The following is a 21,819-nucleotide window of genomic DNA, read 5'->3' as shown; positions in this document are numbered from 1 at the left end:
GCTTTGGAAAACCGGCGCAGCTGGCGATGTGCGTTAGACGATGTGTGTTAAAAAATATGCACTCAAATGGTGATGAGAATGCCACCGCTTGCCAAGACAATCACCACCGCCCAAGCCGGTAATTTCCATACGCTTAAAAGAAGAAAGCCGGTCAGTGCCAACGCAAATTCGTAGGGGCCCAGAATGGCGCTGGTCCACACCGGCTGATAAAGCGCTGCGCCCAAAATGCCCACCACGGCTGCGTTGGCACCACTCATCAATGCCCGCGCGCGACTCCAACGGCGAAATCGATTCCAGTGCGGCAGCACCGCCACCAACAGCAGCATTCCGGGCAAAAAGATCATAAACAGCGCCAGGGCAGCTCCGAAAAGGCTACCGCCGAGCGGCGTCATCACTGCCCCCAGATAGGAGGCAAACGTGAACAACGGTCCGGGCACGGCCTGAGCGGCACCATAACCAGCCAGAAACTCGTTTGCCCCGACCCAGCCAGATTGCACCACCTCGGCTTCCAGCAACGGCAGCACTACGTGACCACCGCCAAACACCAAGGCGCCAGCGCGATAAAAGGCATCCATCACCGCCACCGTGGCGGAAGGGCTAACCCAAGCCAGTAGCGGCAGGCCCACCAGCAAAACAACGAAGACGAGCCCCGCCAGGAAGCCGGTACGGGCAGAAACGGGTAGCAGCAACTCGGGTGCATCGTTGTCGGCCTGAGTCCGGCACAGCACCATGCCAGCTAAGGCGCCAATCACTATGGCCGTGACTTGGCCCAGCGAGCCGTCGAACAACACCACGGTGAACACCGCTGCCAGAGCGATGCCGGCGCGCTGGCGGTCAGGGCATAAATTGCGCGCCATTCCCCATACCGCATGAGCGACTATGGCCACCGCTGTGACTTTCAAGCCGTGAATGATGCCCTGGCTAACGGGCCCATCAAGCACCCCGGCGCCCAAAGCAAACAGCACCAACACAAAGGCCGAAGGCAGAGTGAAGGCCGCCCAAGCCGCGGCTGCACCCCAAGGGCCCGCACGCATCAGGCCCAAAGCAAAACCTACCTGGCTGCTGGCTGGGCCTGGTAAAAACTGACACAGGGCGACAAGGTCGGCGTAAGCCTGTTCGGAAAGCCAGCGACGGCGTTCCACAAACTCAGTACGAAAGTAGCCAAGATGGGCAATGGGACCACCAAAGGAAGTCAGGCCCAATAGTAGAAAGGCGCTAAAAACCTCTCTAATGCGCGCTCTACTATATCGGGGCAGGTCTGTTTTCATAAATCCCTCTCAGTTGCGGCCAGCCGACCACTTTCTTCCGGTTCAGAACAGTGACTGCTGAAAATCCTGCTTTTTTTCGCTCGACTTCTCCGCGGACGCTCTCTGGCGATCTGGATCGCTACGCCGCAATTCGCTTACCCTGTCTTTGGCTTTTTTTGCGGTTGCCCGATGATCCACGATGGCTTCCGGGTAAGGCGTATAACCGCGATTTTCAGCGTGTTTTGACAGACTAAAGGCGGTTCTGGCCAGGTCATGAAGTTCAGGGCCGGGCACGTCTGCAAGTTCCGGAACCCACTTGCGGATAAAATGCCCGTCAAGGTCCTGGTCCCTGCCCTGTTTTACCGGGTCAAAAACCATAAGCTCGCTGAATTCCGTGGTGCCCGCTATAAGCTGATGAATCACGTGATGAATCCCCGGTTCGTAGTCCAGGAACTCGGTGGCCAGATACTCCGCCACTTTGGTGGTGGGTATCCACAGATTCATGGTAGCGAAAGAGACCACCGTTGCCCGCAAGCGCATGTTAATCCAGCCGGTTTGGTTAAGGAACCTCATCGCTGCATCAATATAGGGGAACCCGGTCAGCCCCTGTTTCCAGGCTGTGAAATGTTTTTCAGAATGCGCTGAAGAATGCGCTGAAGAGAAATCGGCCTCGCGGACTCCGTTAAACTGCGGCAGCATGCACTGGAACTCCAACTCGGGGCTGGTTTCAAATGTTTGCATATACTGCCGACGCCAGCTCAACCTATCCAGATAGAAGCGCGCGTTTTCCTGAAACTTGCCAAACTGGTCAGCGTTCATCCGGCTGTGCGCGTCGATGACCACTTGATCCACAGCCTGGAATATCTCTCTGTCCGAGACAATGCCGTAAGCCAGATAGGTTGATATGCGAGAACACCCCTGCCAGGCCGTATTCGGGCTGGATATCTGAAACGGGTATTTCTTTAAATGCGGAACGGTGAAGAATCGATTCAGGGTTTTGATGGCCTGTGACCGCCCGCCCATCTGCCTCAACGGTTTGTCGGTTCCAGCGGCTTTTGGTATCGCCTTCGGATCACAGGACGGAAACGGCAGGGGCGCAAACCTCTCGGATAGGTCAGTTCCCATCGGATCACGAAGTTTGGTTGACACGGAGCGGGCAAAATAAGGTGGGAATAACTCGGACTTTTGCGACCCTCTGGCGATGCCGTTTTGTGCGAGCTCAAGCAGTTCAACACCATTGGCAGCGCACCAAGCAGCAACCGCTTTGTCTCGCCGGAACTGGCTGTTTTGAGTGGTTTCCTGATGGGTCCATATCTTGGTTAGAGGCTGCACACGATGGATGCGATCAAGAACATCCACCGTTTCGCCCACAGCCTGAAGGAGCTTGCCTCCAATCAACTGAATATCGCGATCAAGCTCTTCAAGAGTTTCCTGAATGAATAACTGATGCTGCCTTGAAACGTCTGGCTGCTGAGTCAGCCCAGGCTCGTGACAGTAAAGAGGGAGCACTTTTTCCTTCTTGCGGAAGGCTCGCATGCTTTCAAAAAAAGGCTCTGAGTCCTGAAGCCTCAGGTTGCGTTTAAGCCAAAATATCTGCACCCATCAATTCCCGTAAGGCGTTACTCTGCTCTAATCAAAGGCAGGTCAGAAAATGGATCTGTCTCGCCTCTGAAACGAAGGACGTTGAAACGGAGGACTTTCGTAAAACAGCCTGTCAGGCAGCCTTGCGAAAATCCTCCATCCTTGTGGTTTTGTCGCGGCTGCGGCGGTATTTACTTTTGTTCTCCACTACCCGCATCTGGTACTTCGGGGTTCTGAGTTCGCGCTGAACCGCGCTGTGTTTTGTCGGCTGTGCTTTCTTTTTCGCCATCGCTATTTCTCCATTGGCGGTTTCTGGTTTAACAGTCTAATCATAACACCCTCCGGTTGTTGCGCGCAGCGGCATCATTTATGCCCATTATGCGGGTTGTGAGGTTGCGCGCGCCAGATCAAGCTTCGCCTCGGCAGAACGGCAATTCTGGAACAGGGCATGGTGTTTCATCCAAATCTTTAAACACGTAGGGTAGGAGACTGCCACAGCGCGTTGGGCAACACCATATTCCGGTTGTGCTTTCGTGACAGTCGCTTTCAGTGTCCTTGACCGGCATCAATCAGCGCATCCTCAAAGGGCCTACATTGAACTTGAGGAAGCGAGTCAACTAATCACAGGAATCTCTCAATGCCCATTGAAAAACACGACCTTCTGCATGAATTTCCGGAATCCAAAGATACAATCCACAAGCTGAAAATGTCTGACCAGCACTTCGCTAAGCTGTTTGAGGAGTACCACGATTTACAGCACGAAGTGCATCGTATTGAAACCGAAGTAGAAAAAACATCCGATGAATACCTGGAAACTCAGAAGAAAAAGAGGTTGAACCTTAAAGACCAACTCTCCGCGATCATCAAGGATTATGACGCCTCTTCCGCAAGCTGAGTCTCACGCGGCTTGATATGAACTGAGCCCGTCTGTCATTACCGTCGGTATTGTCGCCCTGTCGATCAGGTACGCCAATTCCGGCGGTAATCGAGTTCGGGCTGCCGTTAGCTCTGGTTTGCGGGCTCGGGCAACACAGCGGCATCGGCAGCAGCTTCAATTTTTGCCACCTCGCGCCGAACCGCCCGCGGCGCACCGAATGCCAGTATGGCCGCCAGCATTGAGCACACCGCCATCACAATCACTACGTTCAACAAAGACTCTTCCACCACCGTGGTAGAAAACGCACTGATGGCGCCGGCCAGGGTGAATTGAGTGGCGCCCAGCATCGCCGCAGCCGTGCCACCCAAGTGCGGGAAAAACTCCAGAGCGTTGGCCATATTGTTGGGAATGATGGAGCCCATAAAGCCCACGGCCGTCACAATGCAGCCGGCAATGACCCACCAGGGAGCCCCAACCCAGGCCAGTGCCACTAACACCAGCAACGCGATGAACTGCAACAATACCGATACCCGCAGAATCGATACCGCCTCGAAGTGCCTTAGCAAATAGCGGTTAAATATGTTCAGGCTGGCCATTAACACAATATTGGCGGCAAACAGCGCAGAAAACAGAGTATTAGAAAGTCCAAACCATTCCTGATAAATGAACGATGCGTGGGTGATAAACACCAGCATAGCGCTGAAACACAACGCTTGTATGCCAACAAAACGCATGGTTACCCAATGCCGCAGCACCAGGCTGTAATTTGTGACCAAAGTGGATACCGGAGTTTTTACCCGCTCTTTGGCAGGCAGTTGGCGGAACAGGCGCAGCTTCAGTACAACGGCTAAAAATACCGCGTAGCCCGTCAGCATTAGAAATATTGCCGGCCAGTCGGCCACTGCCAACAAAATTACCCCCAGAGTGGGCGCCGCCGCCGGTGCTATAAACATAATCAGGCCAATCAGACCAAACAGCCTGGCGGCGTCTTTACCGTGAAACTGGTCGCGCACAATGGCCGGCACAGACACCGCGCAAAAGGCGCCGCCCATGCCCTGCACCAGTCGCCAGCCCAGCATTTCATTCAGGCTACTCGCTTGCGCAACCATAGCAGCGGCAACGGCGAACACAAATAGGCCACCCAGCAGCACAATCTGGCGACCGTAGCGATCAGACAGCGGCCCGCCCACCAGCTGCGAAAGGCCCAAGGCCCCGACATAAACACTCAGGGTAAGCCCGATATCGGTGTGATCAACGTTCAAATCCGCGGCTATCTGCGGGAACGCAGGCAGGTAAGCGTCCAAAGCCAGGGGCCCGAGTGCCACCGTCATTCCCAATAAAATTGCCAATTGCAGTTGCGACACGCACATTTGCCTTTTCAGTAGCGCCAGCCCTTAAGCGGACTGGTCAGTATTTTCGGTAAAAACCGGGCCCTGGATACAGAGCACGGCTTGGCAAACTATCAAGCATTCAAAGGACGCGCAGCCGCAAATTGTAGCATGCTCACAAAAACACGCTATTGCGAAACCAGAGACTGCCGTTAGAGAGTGCTTTAGAGGGTACCCTTAAAGTGTTTGCATTAAGGCAAACCAGACCGTATAAAAAGTGTTGATTTACACTGGCACAGTCCGTAAAAAAGACGTCTTTGATTTATAGCCTCAGGAGCCACCGATGGCGGACCAAGCGCCCTTGATCTGTAGGGATATTTGCAAAACCTTCGACAAGCTTGAAGTGCTAAAAGGCATTTCGCTGGAAACTCAAAAAGGCGACGTTGTATCGCTGATTGGCAGTTCAGGTTCCGGCAAAAGCACCTTTCTGCGCTGCATTAACCTGCTGGAAACGCCAACGTCCGGCGAAATTATTGTGCAAGGCGACCCCATTCGCTTTGCGCAGAATCGCAAAGGCGAACGCATTCCCGCCGACAACCACCAGGTAGAACTAATACGCGCAAAACTGTCAATGGTTTTCCAGGGCTTTAATCTTTGGTCGCACATGACCGTACTGGAAAACATTATTGAAGCGCCCATCCACGTGCTGAAGGTACCCAAGAAAGAAGCCATCGAGCGCGCTGAAAACTATTTGCACAAGGTCGGCATTTACGAGCGCAAGGACTATTATCCGGCGCAGATGTCTGGTGGCCAGCAACAAAGAGCCGCGATTGCACGAGCCCTGGCGATGGAACCAGACGTCATGCTGTTTGACGAGCCTACCTCGGCGTTGGACCCGGAACTGGTGGGCGAAGTGTTGCGGGTTATGCAGAGCCTGGCTGAAGAAGGCCGCACCATGATTGTGGTTACCCACGAAATGGCCTTCGCCAAAGACGTTTCAACCAAGGTGCTGTTCCTGCATCAGGGCGTCATTGAAGAACAGGGTTCGCCAACGAAGGTATTCGACAACCCGGAATCTGAGCGGATGCAGCAATTTCTGGCTCCCAAGTTCGGATAACCGGTGTTATCGTATTTTCCGTATTGCATTTTCTGTATTGTGCTTCTGTACCGTGTTTTCTGTAATTCGCGCCCTTTGCGGCGTAGTGATAAAAAAAAGCCACTAAAGGCAAGCTACTGGAACACCACTGGAGAGTTCACCCATGAAAAAAATTCTGATTGCTGCCAGCTGCGCGCTGGCCATGCTGACCGGCTCGGTACAGGCCGAAGACAGCATCCGCATTGCTTTCGACGTGCCCTACGAGCCGTTCGAATACAAAGATGAAAACGGCGAACTGACCGGCTTCGAAGTCGAGCTGGCTACAGCCATGTGCGAAGAAATGAACGCCAAGTGCGAGTTTGTCATCCAGGCCTGGGACGGCATGATTCCCGGCCTGCTGGCGCGCAAGTTTGACGCCATCATGTCTTCCATGTCGATCACCCCGGAGCGCGCCGAGCGCGTACTCTTCTCCAAGCCTTACTACAACACACCGGGCGGCTGGTTCGCGGCGGAAGGGTTTGATATCGACGTAACCGACATGGACGCCATGAAAGAAAAGTCTGTGGGCGTGCAGCGCGGTACCACCATGGACACCTTCGTGACTGAAAACATGACCGGCGTTGTAAACATCAAGCGTTACAACACCGCTGACGACATGGTTCTGGATCTGGAAGGCCAGCGCCTTGACGCCGTATTTGTAGACTACCCGGTGGGCGAGCAGACCATCAAAAACAAAGACGGTTTTATTGAAGTTGGCGAGTCAGTGAAGCTGGGTGAAGGCGTAGGCGTTGCCATGCGCAAGCGCGACACAGAGCTGGCCGAGCGTGTTAACAAAGCGCTGGACACCCTCAAAGAAAACGGCACATACGATGCCATCATGAAGAAATACTTCGCTTACGACATCAAGGTTTAATCATGCCTTCGGGGTGGCCGCTCTGGCCACCCCGGATTACCGGAATATGTCATGCTTGATCTGAAAGGTTACGGCCCTGAACTTCTGAAAGGCGCTTTTGTGACCATGGAATTGGCGTTCCTGTCGCTGGCTCTTGCGTTAATTCTCGGCCTGCTTGGAGCCTCTGCCAAGCTGTCGGATAACCGACCATTGCGAGCCATAGCGACCACCTACACCACCTGCATTCGCGGCGTCCCAGACATAGTGATGATGATGCTGTTCTATTACGGCGGTCAACTGGCGGTGAACAGCCTGTCTGATGTGCTGTGGGAAGCCTACGAAATCGACTTCTTTTTTCAATTCGACCCGTTTATTTCAGGCGTGGTCACCATCGGCTTGATTTTTGGTGCCTATATGACCGAAACCTTCCGCGGTGCATTTCTGGCTGTAGACACCGGCCAGATTGAAGCCGCCCGGGCTTACGGGTTTTCACGCTGGCATACCTTTCGCCGCATTATTTTTCCGCAAATGCTGCGTCATGCCCTGCCCGGCATTGGCAACAACTGGCAGGTTTTGCTGAAAACCACCGCTTTGGTCTCCATTATCGGCCTGACCGACATGGTGCGAGTGGCTGAGGAAGCCGCCAAAGCCGAGCGCATGCCGTTCCACTTCTTCATCCCCGTGGCCTTTGTTTATCTGTCGCTGACAGCGGTTTCCGAGCTGTTCATTAAGTGGCTGGACATACGCGCCAATGTTGGCGTGGTGCAGAGGAGCTGATTTATGCCAGACTTCATCAGCCAGTGGCTGAACCAGAACGATATTTTTACCGTGATGACCCTTCTGGAATACTGGAATGGCTTGGTAACCACAGTACACCTGGTGTTTTTGTCGCTGCTGATTGGCCTGGTGATTGCCTTACCGCTGGCGATTCTGCGCACCGTGCGCAATCCGTTTGTGTCTGGCCCGATCTGGGTGTTCACCTACCTGTTTCGCGGCACACCGCTGCTGATTCAGCTGTACATAATTTACTACGGCATTGCCCAGATTCCCGGTATTCAGGAAACCTTTTGGTGGAATGTTTTCCGTGAGCCTTTCTACCCGGCCCTGCTGGCGTTCACCCTTAATACAGCCGCCTACACCACCGAAATTATCCGCGGTGCCATTATCGCCACGCCGGTGGGTGAAATTGAAGCGGCCAAAGCCTACGGTATGAGCTGGATGCTGCGTATGCGCCGCATCATTCTGCCCAACGCGGCACGCCGTGCGGTTCAGGCCTACTCGAACGAAGTGATTTTTATGCTGCACGCCAGCGCTATTGCCAGCGTGGTTACCATGGTGGATTTGACCGGCGCTGCGCGCAATATATACGCACGCACTTACGCACCCTTTGACGCATTCATATTCGTCGCGCTGATTTACCTGATGCTCACGTTTATACTGGTGTTTGTGTTCCGCAAACTGGAAAATCACCTGCTACGCCATCAGCGCCCGGTGAACTCCTGACGACGAACTCCTGACAAAGAGAAATCGATGACCGCCAGCAGCGCATTTTTCACTAGCAAACAAGACTGGTTGAGCCACACCCTGGAAAACGCCGGTAAAACCCTTCCCCAATGCCGCCATGGGTTGCCCGGCGGCGGCGAACTGGTGCAACTGGGCACGGGCATTCTGCAGGTCAGCCCGCCAGCAAGCCGGCAAAACAACCATAAGGAAGCGTTGATTGTTTCTGCCGGTGTTCACGGCAATGAAACCGCGCCCATCGAAGTACTGAACCAGCTGGTGAACCAACTGGTTAGTGGGGCCCTACAACCTGCCTGCCCCGCCCTGCTGATACTGGGCAACCCGCAGGCCATGGTAGCGGGCAAACGCTTTATTGACGCTAACCTGAACCGGCTTTTCAGCGGCGCACACCGGCGTGACGAAGTCCGTGAAACACCGGAAGCCGAGCGCGCTCAGCAGCTGGAACAGCTGTGCCAGGCCTTCGCCGAGCAAACGCAGGCCCAGGGCCTGTCGTTGAGCCACTACGACCTACACACCGCCATACGCCCCTCCCAACGGGAGAAGTTCGCACTCTATGCATTTGTGGCCGGTCGCCAGGTCCCTGCTGAGCAGTGCGCCTTTTTGCTGGAAGCAGATGTGCATACCCTGCTGCTGCAACACAAAGCCGGCACCACCTTTGCCTCGTTTTCGTCATCCGCTCTGGGGGCTCAAAGCTTCACGGTAGAGCTGGGCCAGGTAAAACCCTTCGGCCAGAACGATCTGAGCCGTTTTCAAGGGTTTCATAACGCACTGGAACGGCGCCTGGCCGGATTACCAACGCCAGCTTCTGCGGCAGCAACCACAGGAGCAACAGGCGAGCCAGCAGAGCTGGCGATATTTCAGGTGGTTCACGAAATTCTGAACAGCGGTGAGGGTTTTCAGTTTCACGTGCCGGATGACGTGGCCAACTTCACTGAATACACCCCGGGCACCGTGATTTGGAAAGACAGCAATCAACGCTACTGCGTGGGCGAGAAGCCCGAAGCCATTGTGTTTCCAAACCGCGATGTGCCGGTTGGCCAGCGTGTGGGATTGCTGGTGTCCCGACTGACTGTTTGAACGTTTCATAAGTTCAACAGAGCCAGCCGGAAAACGGGTCAGGCCGGTGAATTGTCCGGTTCGGCGACCGGCACTTTGATCAGCAGCGAGCAGACCGCAGGAATCATCAGCAGAGTTAACACGGTAGACGCCAGCAAGCCGGAAATAATGGCCCAGGCCATGGGTGGCCAGAGCGTGGAGCTGCTGAACGCCAGCGGCAGCAAGCCAGCCACCGTGGTAGCGGTGGTCAGCAGAATGGGCCGGGTGCGTTGTTCTACGGCCTTGCGCACGGCATTAAAAATGTCGTGGCCGTTATCCAGCTCCCTATCCATCACATCCAGCAGCACAATGGCGTTGTTCACCACAATACCCACCAGCGCAACCACTCCCAATAATGACTGAAAACCGAAAGGCGAGCCGCTCAGCACCAGCCCGGGGAATATGCCCACCGTGGCCAGCGGCACGGTCAGCAGAATAATGCCCACCCGGCGGAAGGAATTAAACTGTAATAACAGGAAGAATAACAGCAGCAAAATACCAATGGGTGCAGCCGTTAGCAGGGCGCTGTTGGCGTCGCCCGAACCTTCTGCGTCACCGCCCAGTTCCAGCCGCGTACCGGGCGGCAAAGGGTCGGATTCCAGCGCACGATTCATGCCGTCCAAAGCCTGGCTAAAGCTGAACCCGGTGACCAGATTTGCTGCAACCGTATTGATTGGCACACCATTGCGCGAATACATTACCGCCGCTTCCCATTGGGTGTCCACCGACGCCAGCGCCGCCAGCGGAATGGCGTCACCCTGGCTGTTGTAGATGTTCACCGACAACAATCGTTCCAGAGAAATGGCCGTGCCCTCGCGGGAGCGCAGCACTATTGGTATGGGGTCGTCTTCTTGGCGATAGGTTTCCGCCACTATGCCAAAACTCTGGCCGTAAAGACTGTTCGCCACGTCGGCACGGGTCAGACCAAAACGCGCCGCGGTGGCGTCGTCCACATTAATTTCAACGCCCGGCACGCCAATGTCCAAATCGTGGCGCAGGTCTACCGTGCCAACAGTCGCCCGCAAGGCGCGGAATACCTGCTCGGTGGCACGGGCGCGATCTTCCGCGTTGGCGTTGTATACCCGCACCTCTACCGGCGCTGCCCGCGGCGGCCCCTGGGCCAGAGTACCGACCACCACCTCCAGCTCGGGCAGATTTTCATCCACGTAGGTGCGCACCCAGCGAATCATGTCGGTGGTATCGGCCAGAGTGGGCGTGCGTATCACCAGCCGGCCGCGGTTGGGCGCTTGGGGTGATCGCTGCAGGTTGTAATAAAAGCTGGGGCCGGCAAAACCGACAAAGCGCTGTATATCCAGCGCTGCCGGCTGGCTGCGAATCGCGTGTTCCAGCTGGGCAGCCACCGCCGATGTCTGGGCCTGATCGGTACCCTCGGGCAGATACATTTCCACAATCACCCGCGGCCGGTCAGCGTTCGGGAAAAACTGCTGGGCCATAAACGGCGTCATGCCCAGGCTGGCGAACACCAATAACGAGCCCGCCAGCACCATGCGCTTGGGATGGTGGAACACCAGCCCGCCCAGAAAACGCGCCAGTCCGATCAGCCGGTCTTCCTTCGCACTGCGGCGGGCCTTCAGAAACCGCGCCGCCAGCAAGGGCACCGCGGATATGGCCAGCAGATAGCTGACCGACAAAGTCAGCATGATCATCACCGGTACGCCGCGGGTGAAGTCAGCAGCACCGCCTTTCGACAACAACATGGGGGTAAACGCAGCGATGGTGGTGCCGGTTGACGCACCCAGAGGCCCTGCCAGTTCACCCACCGCCTTGCGTAGGGCATCCAGTCGGCGCATGCCTTCATCCAGGTGGCCCTGAATGTTTTCCACAATTACGATGGCGTTATCAATCAGGATGCCGAGGGAAATCACCATGCCGATAATCGCTACCTGGTGCAGCACGCCGCCGCCCATGTCATAAAGTCCAATGCTGATCAGCGCTACCATCGGCAGAATGGACGCCACCAAAAGCCCCATGCGTATGCCCATTCCAGTGAACACCACCGCTATAATAATCAGCACTGACAGTAACAGGCTCCACGCCAAGCCTATCAAGCGCTCCTCCACCTTATCCGGCTGGAAGAACATCTCGTGAATCTGATAAGGCGCAAAATCACCCTCAATCTGTTGCAATCGCTCCCGCACCTGCTGACCAAAGCGAATGGCATCGGTGGTGCCTTCTTCCATTATAAGCGACAGCGTTACCACCCGTTCGCCGTCATACCAGGTTTCCGGCTGACGCGGTTCCACTGGCCCACGCCACACTTCCACCGCCGCCGCCAGCGGCACTTGGGAGCCATCTGGTAGCTCAATGGGTGTGGCACGTATGGCTTCGATGTCGGTAAATTGGCTGTTCGGCAGTATCGAGAGACGGCGGCCGTTGACTACTACAAAACCGCCCGGCGTGGTCTGGTTGCGCTGTGCCAGGGTGTCCAACACTTGGGCCGGGGAGATGCCCAGGCGGAAGAGCGCAGAGTCGTCTAGCGCCAGGGTTATCTGTTCATCGCTGTCGCCGTCTAGCTCAACGCGGGACAAGCCGCTGATATCACCTAGGTTCTGTTTTAGCCTCTCGGCCACGGCGGTCAGCTCGGTAACAGAGGGAGACCCCGCCACTGCTAGCACAATCGCCGGAATATCAATCAAACGGTCGTCCAGCGCCATCAATCCCACATCGTCAGGAAAATCCCGGCGTGCCCTGTCCATCGCCCGGCGCACACGGTCCCAAGCCGGATTGGTTTCATATATCGTGTCTTTCAGGCGCAAGCTCAGCAGCGCTACACCGGTGCGAGCAATGCCCTGGCTGTAATCCAGTTCCTCCACTTGCCGCAATTCGTCGGTCAGCGGTTGCAGCACCAGGCGCTCTATATCCGCGGCGCTGGCACCGGGATAAACCACCGACACAAGGCCCGCTCGATAGGGGAACGATGGGTCCTCCTGGCGCGGCATGGTGCTGAAAGCGGCAATGCCCAAAAGGCACAGCATAGTCACAACCATGCCCAGCAGGCGTTGAAAATTCAGCAGGCGACGGGCGATCAAGGCGTTGCTATCCTTCTACCGGCTGAGTACGCACGGCTTGCGCCGCTTCAATCACCGTGTCGCCGTCAGCCAGTTTGGTCATGCCGGCGTACACCACCTGATCACCCGCTACCAGGCTTCCGGCTTGGATGGCCGCCCGCTCACCCAATATCCGCAAGACCGTGACCGGCGTGCGTCGGGCAACACCATCACGCACAAGGAACACACTGGTGCTTGAGCTTGGGCTTGAGCTGGGGCCGGGTATGGAATTAGAGCTGGAGCTAGACAGAGGGCTGAAAGCGGAACTGGCTGCGGCGTTTACGTCACGTATCACCGCCAGCAGCGGCACGGTTAAGGCCGCTGTGGTTTGCGGGGTTATGCCCACTTCTACCGGCATACCTGCACTCAGTGTGTTAGCCGGAAGATTCACCAACAGCGGTTGCAGCTCGCCACGAATGGCACCGGCCTGGGCGATTTCAATCACGCTGCCCTGCACCGGAGCCTGGCTGCGATCTTGCACCGACCACACCGGCAGGCTTGCGCCCAGGCTTACGTAGTCCAGCAGGTACACCGGCACCCTTACTTCCACTTCGCGCCCTTTGGGTGAAGATATGCGCATCACCGGCTGACCGGCGGCAACGAATTCATTCTGTTCGACCAACAAGGCTTCAACGCGGCCAGCAAATGGTGCTTTCAGAGTATTTTCTTCCAGCATTTTGCTGGCTTCGGCCAAAGATGCCCGGGCGGTGGCAACGCTTGCCTTGAGCCCGTCGCGGCGGGCGGCGATCTGTTCCAGCGCCTGTTCCGACACCACACCGCGTTCACGAAGGCTGCTAGCGCGCTGCCATTCACGTTGTGACTGTTGGTAGTTGGTGGTCAGTTCATCCAGGCGAGCGCTGGCAGAATCCCGCGCCGGTTCCAGGGCGGGGCTGTAAATACGCGCCAGCACGTCGCCGACCTCTACCGTTTGGCCCAACTCCACCTTACGTTCAGTAAGGGTTCCGCTGAGCTGAAAGGTCAGCGTTGCACGCTGGCTGGCACGCACTATGCCGGCAAAGCGCAGGGATACCGCGCGAGCATCGCCTCCTTCAACCGCCGCGGTGCGCACATGCACAACTGCCGGGCCTGAAGCTGTTGCAGACGCAGCAGCGCCGCTATCTTCTGACGATTTTGAACACGCCACAGCCGTTAATGCCGCAACCACTAGCAACGCCATGCGCAAATAAGGTCGCACCATGGGTGTTTTTATCCCCGTTGAAAATCGTAAATCGACCCCAGGCTCAGAATGCCGGTGAGTTCGTCCAGCGCTTTTTGTACTTCCTCCAGCAACATGGGATCGGCCAGATCCTGTTGGCTGAGCCTGTCACGATAATGGGCTTCTACCCAGTGAGTCAAACGATCGTATAAAACATTCGTTAGAATTACGCCCTGATGCATCGCCGCCCGTTCTTCATCATTCAACACTACCCGCAAGCGCAGGCAAGCCGGCCCTCCGCCGTTACGCATAGACTGCTTTACATCAAACACTTCCACCGCAGTAATCGGCCCGCCGCTGGCCACCAGTTTGTCCAGATACTGGCTCACACTCGCCACTTCGCGACACTCACCCGGCACCGCCAGCAACATGCCGTTGTCGGTGTTAAGGAGTTGACTGTTGAACAGGTAAGACGAGACCGCGTCGGCCAGAGGCACTTCACTGCCGCTCACCCGCACCGCTTGCAGCTCACATCCTGTCAGGCGCTCACGAATTTCGTTGAGCGTGGAATTTTCATTCAAAAACGCCATCTCGTGATAAAAAAGGGTGTTGCCGTTACCGACCGCAATCACGTCGTTGTGGAACACCCCGGCGTCAATCGCCGCCGGGTTCTGTTGGGAGAACACCACGCCTTCATCACGCAAATTGTGCAGCCGGGCAATGGCGTGTGACGCCTCAAAGGTCTGCCGCGCAGGAAAGCGCTTGGGCGCCTTCGCCTTATCGTTTAGCGCACGCTGGCCATACACAAACAACTCCACTCCGGGAGCGCCGTATTCGCTGCACAAGCGGGTGTGGTTAGCCGCGCCTTCGTCACCAAAATGGCTCACCGCTGGCAGTGCCGGATGGTGGGCAAAATGGCTTTCATCGCTGAATATGGATTTTAAAGCACGGCCAGTAACCACGTGCTCGATGGAGCGGTGAAACTTGGCGCCAAGATTGGCCGGGGTGAAATGCACCCGCCGGTCGCGGGTGTCTGCGCTGGGCGAAACCGTGGCTGCATTCGCTGTCCACATGGCCGCAGCGGAGGACACCGCCGCCAGCAGTTCCGGAGACTTTTTTAGCACCTGCGCCAGAACGTCTGCGTCGCTGCCGCTAAAGCCCAGGGCACGCAAAGTTGGCAAATGCGGGCGCTCGTGGGGCGGCAATACCCCTTGCACGTAGCCCCGATCGGCCAGCTTCTTCATTTTTGCCAGCCCCTGCAGGGCGGCTTCTTTGGGATTAGACACCGCACTGACGTTGGATTTCGATGCCACGTTGCCCCAGGACAACCCGGCATAGTTGTGAGTGAGCCCCACCAGCCCGTCAAAGTTGGCTTCTACGGCATGATTTGCCATTTTCAAGATTCCATAGCAGATGGCCCTGAACGGGCCTTGGATAAACGTGGATATGCTACCCGGATCAGTCGAAGCTAAGTCCCGGTGCCAGGGTGCCTGGCAGCTCGCTGGCGTTGGCTTCCAGCGACGCCATGGGCCAGGCGCAATAGTCCGCTGCGTAATAAGCGCTGGCGCGGTGGTTGCCGCTGGCCCCGATGCCGCCGAAGGGCGCTGCACTGCTGGCGCCGGTTAACGGCTTATTCCAGTTCACAATGCCGGCTCGGGTTTCTTCCAGCAGGCGCTGGTACAGCTTTTTATCGTCCGTCAAAATACCCGCCGCCAAGCCAAAGCGGGTGTTATTGGCCAGCTCCAGGGCATCGTCAAAGCTCGCATAACGATATACGGTCAATAACGGCCCAAAGTGCTCGCCATCCGCTAACTCCAACCCCGTGGCGTCTATTATGCCCGGCGATAACAGACCGGTATTGGCTTTAAGCTGCTTCATTTCCAGCAGACTTTTTGCGCCCTGCTCTACCATCTGCGACTGAGCTTCCAGCAATTTTTCTGCCGCCGCAGGCGAGATAACCGCACCCATAAAGGGCTGGGGCTCGGCGTCAAATTCAGCCACCGTCAGCCGGCCGCTTACCTCTACCAAACGCTCAAGAAACAGATCACCCTTGCGGCCTTCTGGCACCAGCAGTCGGCGGGCGCAGGTGCAACGCTGGCCGGCAGATACAAACGCTGATTGAATGGTGTGGTGCACGGCAGCGTCTACATTGCCCACGTCCTGCACAATCAAAGGATTGTTACCGCCCATTTCCAGCGCCAGAATTTTCTCCGGCTGGCCGCCATGCTGTTCGTGCAAACGGTGGCCAACAGCGGAACTGCCGGTAAAGAACAGGCCATCCAGCCCCGGGTGCGCGGCCAATACTTTTCCGGTGGCGGCCGCGCCTTGTACCAAGTTGATCACACCGCTTGGCAGGCCGGCTTTTTGCCACAAGCGCACCGTGAATTCGGCCACCGCCGGGGTCAGCTCGCTGGGTTTGAAAATTACCGTATTGCCCGCCAGCAAGGCCGGCACAATGTGGCCGTTGGGCAGGTGCCCGGGGAAGTTGTAGGGGCCAAATACCGCCACCACACCGTGGGGCCGGTGGCGCAGCACCGCATGGCCCGCAGCCACCTCCGATTCACGGGCGCCGGTGCGCTCGTTGTAGGCCTGTTCTGAAATACCGATTTTACCGATCATCGCCGCAACTTCGGTGCGCGACTCCCACAGCGGCTTGCCGGTTTCCCTGCCTATTAATGTGGCCAGGGCCTCTTTGTTGGCTTCAAGCAATTCCCCAAAGGCTTTCACAATGGCAAGGCGCTCATCAAAGCGGGTGTTGCGCCATGTGCGGAAGCTTTTACGGGCGGCGCGTACGGCTGCGTCTATGTCTGCGATACCAGCAGCGCTGCCGTCCCAGATCGTTTCGTCCGTTACCGGGTGCAGGGATTCAAATTCATCGCCGTGGCCGACTAGCCAAAGGCCATCAATCAACAGTTCACCTGTCAGGTTGATCATGGTGTTGCACCTCATTTAAACAATGTGTGTTAGCTATTGGGGGGCTTTCAATGAATGTATGGGCAGCGGGCCGCTGTCTTTCAAAGGCGCCAAGCGCACTGTGTCGCCGGCCTGAACCTGAAGTGCTGCAGCAACGTCTTGCGGCAACGCAATGGTGTCGGCGTCTACGCAGGTAAGCGGCAGTGTGGTTGCACGAAACTGGCGCATCGAACGGTTAGCCACAATAACGCGCTCGGTAACAGGCACATCGGTTGCCACCGGTGTGTCAGTAATGGTGACCGTGCGTTCAACCGCTTCGCGTACCGTGCGGATATTGTCGATAAACGCTTCCACCACCGGGCCACCGTCAAAAATATCCACCAGCCCGTTGAAATTAAAACCCTCCGCCTGAAGCATATTCAACGCCGGCGCCGTATTGGCGTGCACGCAGCCAATCACCGAGCGGGCAGTGCTTGGCAGCATCGACAGGTAAATCGGATATTTTGGCATCAGCTCGGCAATAAAAGATTTATTACCCATGCCCGACAGGCGGTCGGCCTCGCTGAACGCCATATCAAAAAACTTGCTGCCCAGAGCATCCCACAGCGGGTTATTGCCCTCGGCATCACTCACACCCCGCATTTCCGCGAAGATTTTCTCAGAAAACTGTTTACGAAAATCGTCCAAAAACAAAAATCGGCAGCGAGACAGGAGCAGGCCGTTACCGCCGCCTTTGTAGGTGTCCGCCAACAACAGCGAGCAAATTTCGCTGACGTCGGTCATGTCATTGGACAGTTGCAATGTGGGCGTTCGCACGTGTACCCCCAGCTCCCGTGAGGCATTCACGGTAACGCTCAGGCGATAGTTGTAAAACACCTCATCGCGGCCAACTCTGGCCTGTATACCGCTTATTCCAACCGCCTGGGCGGTAGCGGTGTCTTCAAGAGCGAACAGATACAGCGCCGCCTCGGGGGCGCAACGCTGGTTAAAACTGTTTCCCGCCAGATCAATTTTCTTCTGTAACAGGCCACGGTCTGCCGGCAGCGAGGTCAGGCCCTTGCCCGCTTTTTCCGCCATGGCGTACAGGGCATCAAGGTCGCGATCAGCCAATGGGCGTATCAGCAGCATGGTCGCAGCTCTCCATTTATAACGGCGTGCAGGGTGGCACCCGTAACGGTGCTCTCAATGGCGTTCTCAATGACGCTCACAATGGCAATCCGCGCACGCTGTCGCCGGAGTCGCCACCCAGGCGGTGCCAGGTGTCTATCGGAACTTTCAAGGCGGAGTCCAGCATTTCCCCAGCCGGGGTCAGCGTGCAACAAAAGCTTTGACCTTCGCCCGCCGCCAATAACCATAACGGGCCATCGGCATCGGCATCGGCATCGGCGCTGCCGCGAAGGATTTTGCGGCGGCTTGCCGCAATACTGTGCAGGCTGTCGGTGCGCGCTTCCAACACCGGGCCACCGTCAAAAATATCCACGTAGTGGCCGGCACCAAAGCCTTCTCTTTGTAACAACTCCAGATTGCCGACCGTTGCCGGATGGGCCTCGCCCAGAGCCTGCTGCGCGGCTTCGCTAAGCAGAGTTACATAAATGGGGTTGGGCGGCATCAGTTCGGCAATAAACGTTTTGCTCAGCTGCGCGGAATGCTCGTCAGCGCTGGCAAAATCCATATTGAAAAAGTGCCGGCCCAGGCTGTCCCAGAATGGCACACTGCCGTCGCTGTGCTGTATGCCTTGCAGCTCTACTACGGTGCGCGCCGCAAACCACTCTCTATGGCCCGCTATAAACAGCATACGCGCGCGGGAAAGCAGCTCGAATGCCTGGGTGCCGCGAAGTTCCTCGGCGATCACCAGAGAACACAGCAGGGTGCAGTCGGTCAGGGAATGGGATGGGTAGAGCGCTTCCACCCGCCGGGAGATACCAAGCTCGTGGGAGGCGTGAATCAACTCGTCACGGCGGTAATTGTAAAAAGGCTGACCATTGCCGGCTCGGGCATCAATACCGGCAACGCCTTTTATTTCATGACTGTCGACCTGTTCCAGCACAAACAGAAAGCGGGCCGGGTGCTTAGCGCTGTGTTCGCCCGCAAACGCTGCGCAGGAATCTTTTATCCGCCCCGCCAGCGCCTCACGCTCATGGGGCAGCGTAGATGGCAGCGCCCGCGTATGCGTCTCGGCGAAAACCAGTATGGGCTCGATATCTTCCGCTGTTACCGGGCGCACCAACCACATAAGGCCTCCGCATTGTTTGATTAGGCGGTGAGTTTCTGTACGGCAGCTTCAAAGCGCTTCAGGGCTTCGTCTATATCGGCTTCCGGAATAATCAGAGACGGCGCCAGACGTATCACGTTGGCACCGGCTATTAATACCATCACACCTTCGTCCAGACCGGCATTGAGAAAGTCTTTTGCTCTGCCCTGCCATTTTTCGGTTAACACGCAACCCAGCAACAAGCCGGCACCGCGCACTTCACTGAACACACCATAGCGCTCGCCGATGTCCATCATGCCTTTGCGCAGGTGATCAGACCGTAATTTTACGCCTTTCAAAATTTCCGGCTGGGTAATGGTGTCCATAACTTTTTGCGCTACGGCACAGGCCAGCGCGTTACCGCCATAAGTACTGCCGTGTGTGCCAACCGACAAGCTGGCAGCAGCCTTTGCGGTGGTCAGCATTGCAGCGACCGGGAAGCCGCCGCCCAAACCTTTGGCGCTGGTCAGAATGTCTGGCACTACATCGTACATTTGGTAAGCGAAGACGTAACCGGTGCGCCCGGCTCCACTTTGTACTTCGTCAAACACCAGCAGCGCATCGTTCTCGTCGCACAACTGCCGCAGGCCTTGCAAAAACTCTTTTGTGGCCGGCATTACGCCGCCCTCACCTTGAATGGGCTCAACCACAATCGCGCAGGTTTTTTCTTTGGAGATCAGTTTTTTTACCGATTCCAGGTCGTTAAATTCGGCGTGGTGAATGCCACCGGGTGCGGGTTCAAACCCTTCCAGATACTTGGGCTGACCGCCTACGCTAACGGTAAACAGGGTGCGGCCATGAAACGCATTTTTGAACGCGATGATTTCATGTTTTTCAGCACCGGTGTGTTCCCAGGCGTAACGCCGCACCAGCTTGAAGGCGGCTTCGTTGGCTTCGGCGCCGGAGTTGGCAAAAAACACACGCTCGGCGAAGGTGTGATCACACAAGGTTTTTGCCAGCCGCAAAGCGGGCTCGTTGGTCATCACATTAGACAGATGCCAGATTTTCTGGCTCTGCTCCTGCAACGCGCTCAACAGGCCCGGGTGCGAATGGCCCAGGCAGTTCACCGCAATACCGCCTTGCAGGTCAATGAATTCGCGACCTTCCTGATCCCATATTCGAGACCCTTTCCCGCGCACCGGCACAATCGTTCCGGGGGCGTAATTAGGCACCATAACGTGGTCAAACAACTCGCGGGATACAGGGTCTTTGTTCATGGTTTCTCTCAGTTATAGGCTCAATTGCGCTTTCGACTGTGTTCGGGATAATTTGCGCGATTAATCAACGCATAAGTTAGCACGAATACACGGCTGAAATAATACTACGCCGGTTATGGCATCAGCACATCAGGCTGCGCCAAAGCGGGCAAAGGTTGTATACGGAATTGCCCGCTGTCTTTGCCCAGCAGGGCCTTGGCCAGAAGCTTGTAGGAATCCAGATCAAAATTAACTGCCTGGCCGCCCAGCGACAGCGTGTCCAATTCATGGTCGTCATGAACCGTGGCAACATGTACCCAGTTGTACACCACCAGCACATCGGTTTTGTCACTGATGTCATTACGCTCGACAATCGCCACCGGCCCTTTCCAGGGCCAGGTTTGCAGACGCAGGCTGTGAAACGCAATTTGCATGCGCAAATTATAACGCAGAGGATCTTCACGGCCTTCGCAGGCACCCTGGCAGCGGCCAAGCGCACGCTGGAAACAGGGGCCGCTGTGCTCGGGTTCCAGGCCTAACAGACGATTGCACAGCTCGTTTTTTGCAGCAATGCCCGCCAGCGCCCGCTCGGCGTCACGTTTACTGCGAAACAGGCCGTAATAGTCGCCCAGCCGGCCAGGGTCAATTTCCCGAATCAGCCGCGCCTGCAGATACCCTTGGGCATTTGTGGTCAGCTCTATGCTCACCAGATTCTTGGCCGCCCGCGAACGGCGGTTGAACAACGGCTTCAGACCTTTGATCTGTTTTAGCTCCAGCAACAACGCCCCCAGCTCGCCAGCGGTTTCGGTCCAGTCAACACGGCGCAGGCTTTCAGAAATTCGCACACCACGGGTGGAATTGTGATCACCGGAAAAGTGCGAAGCCACCCGCTGCGCGATGTTGGTGCTTTTGCCCACGTACAAGAGCGCATCGTTCTCGCCGTAAAACCGATAGACACCGGGCCCACGCGGCAGGTCCTGCAAGGTATCTAATGGCAGATGGGAGGGAATGCTCGGCCGCTGCAGCAACTCGACTATGGCGGTTTCCAGCGTTTCTTCGCCCTGCTGCGCCAAAGCATGCTCAAAAAACCCAAGCATGGCGGCAACGTCGCCCATTGCCCTATGGCGCTGCACCTGTTGTAAACCATGACGTTCAATCAGCGCGTCCATATTATGGCGCCGAAACTCCGGGTATAGCCGGCGCGACAGCTTCACCGTACACAACACCTTGCCCATAAACATTCGCCCCAGCCGGCGAAACTCACCTTTCACAAAACCATAATCGAAGCGCGCGTTATGGGCCACTAACACCACGCCGTCCAGACGTTGTTCCAGCTCGTCAGCAATATCCACAAACAGAGGAGCATTCGCCACCATGGCATTGGAAATGCCGGTCAACTGTTCAATGAACGGTGAAATACGGGTTTGCGGATTCACCAGGGTTTGCCACTGGCCCACACATTCACCCGCTCGCCAGAACTGGATGCCAATTTCGGTGATGCGATCGGTTGCCGCACTGCCGCCAGTGGTTTCAAGATCTAGAAAAGCGAAGGTAGTGGTTTTCAGGTGTTGTGGTGGTTGGGACATAGGCTCTCGAGT

General features: G+C 56.5%; 18 protein-coding genes. 6 read left to right on the top strand and 12 right to left on the bottom strand.

Annotated features, from left to right (window positions below; genetic code table 11):
• Nucleotides 1–62: 62 nt before the first annotated feature.
• From chrA to ATI45_RS22335, 3 genes are all read right to left on the bottom strand, one after another.
• On the bottom strand, nucleotides 63–1,268 hold the full coding sequence (gene chrA, locus ATI45_RS18585) for a chromate efflux transporter (RefSeq protein ID WP_098421096.1): 1,206 nt from the start codon (nucleotides 1,266–1,268) through the stop codon (nucleotides 63–65).
• Between the two features lie 42 nt (nucleotides 1,269–1,310).
• On the bottom strand, nucleotides 1,311–2,846 hold the full coding sequence (locus ATI45_RS18580) for a cryptochrome/deoxyribodipyrimidine photo-lyase family protein (protein ID WP_098421095.1): 1,536 nt from the start codon (nucleotides 2,844–2,846) through the stop codon (nucleotides 1,311–1,313).
• A 115-nt stretch (nucleotides 2,847–2,961) separates the two neighbouring features.
• On the bottom strand, nucleotides 2,962–3,117 hold the full coding sequence (locus ATI45_RS22335; RefSeq protein WP_007349376.1) for a hypothetical protein: 156 nt from the start codon (nucleotides 3,115–3,117) through the stop codon (nucleotides 2,962–2,964).
• A gap of 348 nt (nucleotides 3,118–3,465) precedes the next feature.
• On the opposite strand from ATI45_RS22335, the gene ATI45_RS18575 reads away from it, so the two are divergent.
• A complete protein-coding gene (locus ATI45_RS18575) occupies nucleotides 3,466–3,723 on the top strand; it encodes a YdcH family protein (protein ID WP_098421094.1) in 258 nt (85 codons plus the stop codon).
• 107 nt (nucleotides 3,724–3,830) lie between these two features.
• Here the strand turns inward: ATI45_RS18575 and ATI45_RS18570 are convergent, their stop codons facing one another.
• On the bottom strand, nucleotides 3,831–5,069 hold the full coding sequence (locus ATI45_RS18570; RefSeq protein ID WP_098421093.1) for a multidrug effflux MFS transporter: 1,239 nt from the start codon (nucleotides 5,067–5,069) through the stop codon (nucleotides 3,831–3,833).
• A gap of 307 nt (nucleotides 5,070–5,376) precedes the next feature.
• Between ATI45_RS18570 and ATI45_RS18565 the strand changes: the two genes are divergently transcribed.
• From ATI45_RS18565 to astE, 5 genes are all read left to right on the top strand, one after another.
• Entirely contained in the window at nucleotides 5,377–6,150 is a 774-nt protein-coding gene (locus ATI45_RS18565) for an ABC transporter ATP-binding protein (protein WP_098421092.1), read from the top strand.
• A gap of 142 nt (nucleotides 6,151–6,292) precedes the next feature.
• Entirely contained in the window at nucleotides 6,293–7,042 is a 750-nt protein-coding gene (locus tag ATI45_RS18560; protein WP_098421091.1) for a transporter substrate-binding domain-containing protein, read from the top strand.
• A gap of 51 nt (nucleotides 7,043–7,093) precedes the next feature.
• Entirely contained in the window at nucleotides 7,094–7,798 is a 705-nt protein-coding gene (locus tag ATI45_RS18555) for an ABC transporter permease (protein WP_098421090.1), read from the top strand.
• 3 nt (nucleotides 7,799–7,801) lie between these two features.
• On the top strand, nucleotides 7,802–8,524 hold the full coding sequence (locus tag ATI45_RS18550) for an ABC transporter permease (protein WP_098421089.1): 723 nt from the start codon (nucleotides 7,802–7,804) through the stop codon (nucleotides 8,522–8,524).
• A gap of 27 nt (nucleotides 8,525–8,551) precedes the next feature.
• Nucleotides 8,552–9,619 carry a succinylglutamate desuccinylase gene (gene astE / locus ATI45_RS18545; protein WP_098421088.1) on the top strand — a complete coding sequence of 356 codons (1,068 nt, stop codon included), beginning with the start codon at nucleotides 8,552–8,554 and terminating at the stop codon, nucleotides 9,617–9,619.
• 38 nt (nucleotides 9,620–9,657) lie between these two features.
• Here astE and ATI45_RS18540 read toward each other — a convergent pair whose 3' ends face one another.
• The 8 genes from ATI45_RS18540 to ATI45_RS18505 form a co-directional block, all read right to left on the bottom strand.
• Entirely contained in the window at nucleotides 9,658–12,684 is a 3,027-nt protein-coding gene (locus ATI45_RS18540) for an efflux RND transporter permease subunit (RefSeq protein WP_098421814.1), read from the bottom strand.
• Nucleotides 12,685–12,694: 10 nt separating this feature from the next.
• Complete coding sequence (locus tag ATI45_RS18535) at nucleotides 12,695–13,774, bottom strand: efflux RND transporter periplasmic adaptor subunit (protein ID WP_098421813.1); 1,080 nt, start codon at nucleotides 13,772–13,774, stop codon at nucleotides 12,695–12,697.
• 137 nt (nucleotides 13,775–13,911) lie between these two features.
• On the bottom strand, nucleotides 13,912–15,255 hold the full coding sequence (gene astB, locus ATI45_RS18530; RefSeq protein ID WP_098421087.1) for an N-succinylarginine dihydrolase: 1,344 nt from the start codon (nucleotides 15,253–15,255) through the stop codon (nucleotides 13,912–13,914).
• Between the two features lie 64 nt (nucleotides 15,256–15,319).
• Nucleotides 15,320–16,795 carry a succinylglutamate-semialdehyde dehydrogenase gene (astD, locus tag ATI45_RS18525; protein ID WP_098421086.1) on the bottom strand — a complete coding sequence of 492 codons (1,476 nt, stop codon included), beginning with the start codon at nucleotides 16,793–16,795 and terminating at the stop codon, nucleotides 15,320–15,322.
• A 33-nt stretch (nucleotides 16,796–16,828) separates the two neighbouring features.
• Nucleotides 16,829–17,902: an arginine N-succinyltransferase gene (astA, locus tag ATI45_RS18520; RefSeq protein ID WP_098421085.1), complete on the bottom strand. Its 1,074-nt coding sequence runs from the start codon at nucleotides 17,900–17,902 to the stop codon at nucleotides 16,829–16,831.
• A gap of 76 nt (nucleotides 17,903–17,978) precedes the next feature.
• Nucleotides 17,979–19,007, bottom strand: a complete 1,029-nt coding sequence (locus tag ATI45_RS18515; RefSeq protein WP_098421084.1) for an arginine N-succinyltransferase — start codon at nucleotides 19,005–19,007, stop codon at nucleotides 17,979–17,981.
• Between the two features lie 20 nt (nucleotides 19,008–19,027).
• Nucleotides 19,028–20,242, bottom strand: coding sequence for an aspartate aminotransferase family protein (locus tag ATI45_RS18510; protein ID WP_098421083.1), 1,215 nt, complete (start codon nucleotides 20,240–20,242; stop codon nucleotides 19,028–19,030).
• A 113-nt stretch (nucleotides 20,243–20,355) separates the two neighbouring features.
• Nucleotides 20,356–21,807, bottom strand: coding sequence for an exonuclease domain-containing protein (locus ATI45_RS18505; protein ID WP_098421082.1), 1,452 nt, complete (start codon nucleotides 21,805–21,807; stop codon nucleotides 20,356–20,358).
• Nucleotides 21,808–21,819 lie beyond the last annotated feature (12 nt).

Origin of the sequence: Marinobacter sp. LV10MA510-1, assembly GCF_002563885.1 — a bacterium.
In the GTDB taxonomy this organism is placed as follows: domain Bacteria; phylum Pseudomonadota; class Gammaproteobacteria; order Pseudomonadales; family Oleiphilaceae; genus Marinobacter.
The sequence above is the reverse complement of the archived record's forward strand: the minus strand, read 5'-3'. Positions and strand labels throughout refer to the sequence as shown.

What these genes read in the sequence shown, in the direction of transcription:
- ATI45_RS18560 (WP_098421091.1), top strand. Translation starts at nt 6,293, where the DNA reads ATGAAAAAAATTCTGATTGCTGCCAGCTGCGCGCTGGCCATGCTGACC.
- ATI45_RS18550 (WP_098421089.1), top strand. Translation starts at nt 7,802, where the DNA reads ATGCCAGACTTCATCAGCCAGTGGCTGAACCAGAACGATATTTTTACC.
- ATI45_RS18510 (WP_098421083.1), bottom strand. Translation starts at nt 20,242, where the DNA reads ATGAACAAAGACCCTGTATCCCGCGAGTTGTTTGACCACGTTATGGTG.
- ATI45_RS18565 (WP_098421092.1), top strand. Translation starts at nt 5,377, where the DNA reads ATGGCGGACCAAGCGCCCTTGATCTGTAGGGATATTTGCAAAACCTTC.
- ATI45_RS18575 (WP_098421094.1), top strand. Translation starts at nt 3,466, where the DNA reads ATGCCCATTGAAAAACACGACCTTCTGCATGAATTTCCGGAATCCAAA.
- astD (WP_098421086.1), bottom strand. Translation starts at nt 16,795, where the DNA reads ATGATCAACCTGACAGGTGAACTGTTGATTGATGGCCTTTGGCTAGTC.
- ATI45_RS18515 (WP_098421084.1), bottom strand. Translation starts at nt 19,007, where the DNA reads ATGTGGTTGGTGCGCCCGGTAACAGCGGAAGATATCGAGCCCATACTG.
- ATI45_RS18505 (WP_098421082.1), bottom strand. Translation starts at nt 21,807, where the DNA reads ATGTCCCAACCACCACAACACCTGAAAACCACTACCTTCGCTTTTCTA.
- ATI45_RS18555 (WP_098421090.1), top strand. Translation starts at nt 7,094, where the DNA reads ATGCTTGATCTGAAAGGTTACGGCCCTGAACTTCTGAAAGGCGCTTTT.
- chrA (WP_098421096.1), bottom strand. Translation starts at nt 1,268, where the DNA reads ATGAAAACAGACCTGCCCCGATATAGTAGAGCGCGCATTAGAGAGGTT.
- astB (WP_098421087.1), bottom strand. Translation starts at nt 15,255, where the DNA reads ATGGCAAATCATGCCGTAGAAGCCAACTTTGACGGGCTGGTGGGGCTC.
- astE (WP_098421088.1), top strand. Translation starts at nt 8,552, where the DNA reads ATGACCGCCAGCAGCGCATTTTTCACTAGCAAACAAGACTGGTTGAGC.
- astA (WP_098421085.1), bottom strand. Translation starts at nt 17,902, where the DNA reads ATGCTGCTGATACGCCCATTGGCTGATCGCGACCTTGATGCCCTGTAC.
- ATI45_RS22335 (WP_007349376.1), bottom strand. Translation starts at nt 3,117, where the DNA reads ATGGCGAAAAAGAAAGCACAGCCGACAAAACACAGCGCGGTTCAGCGC.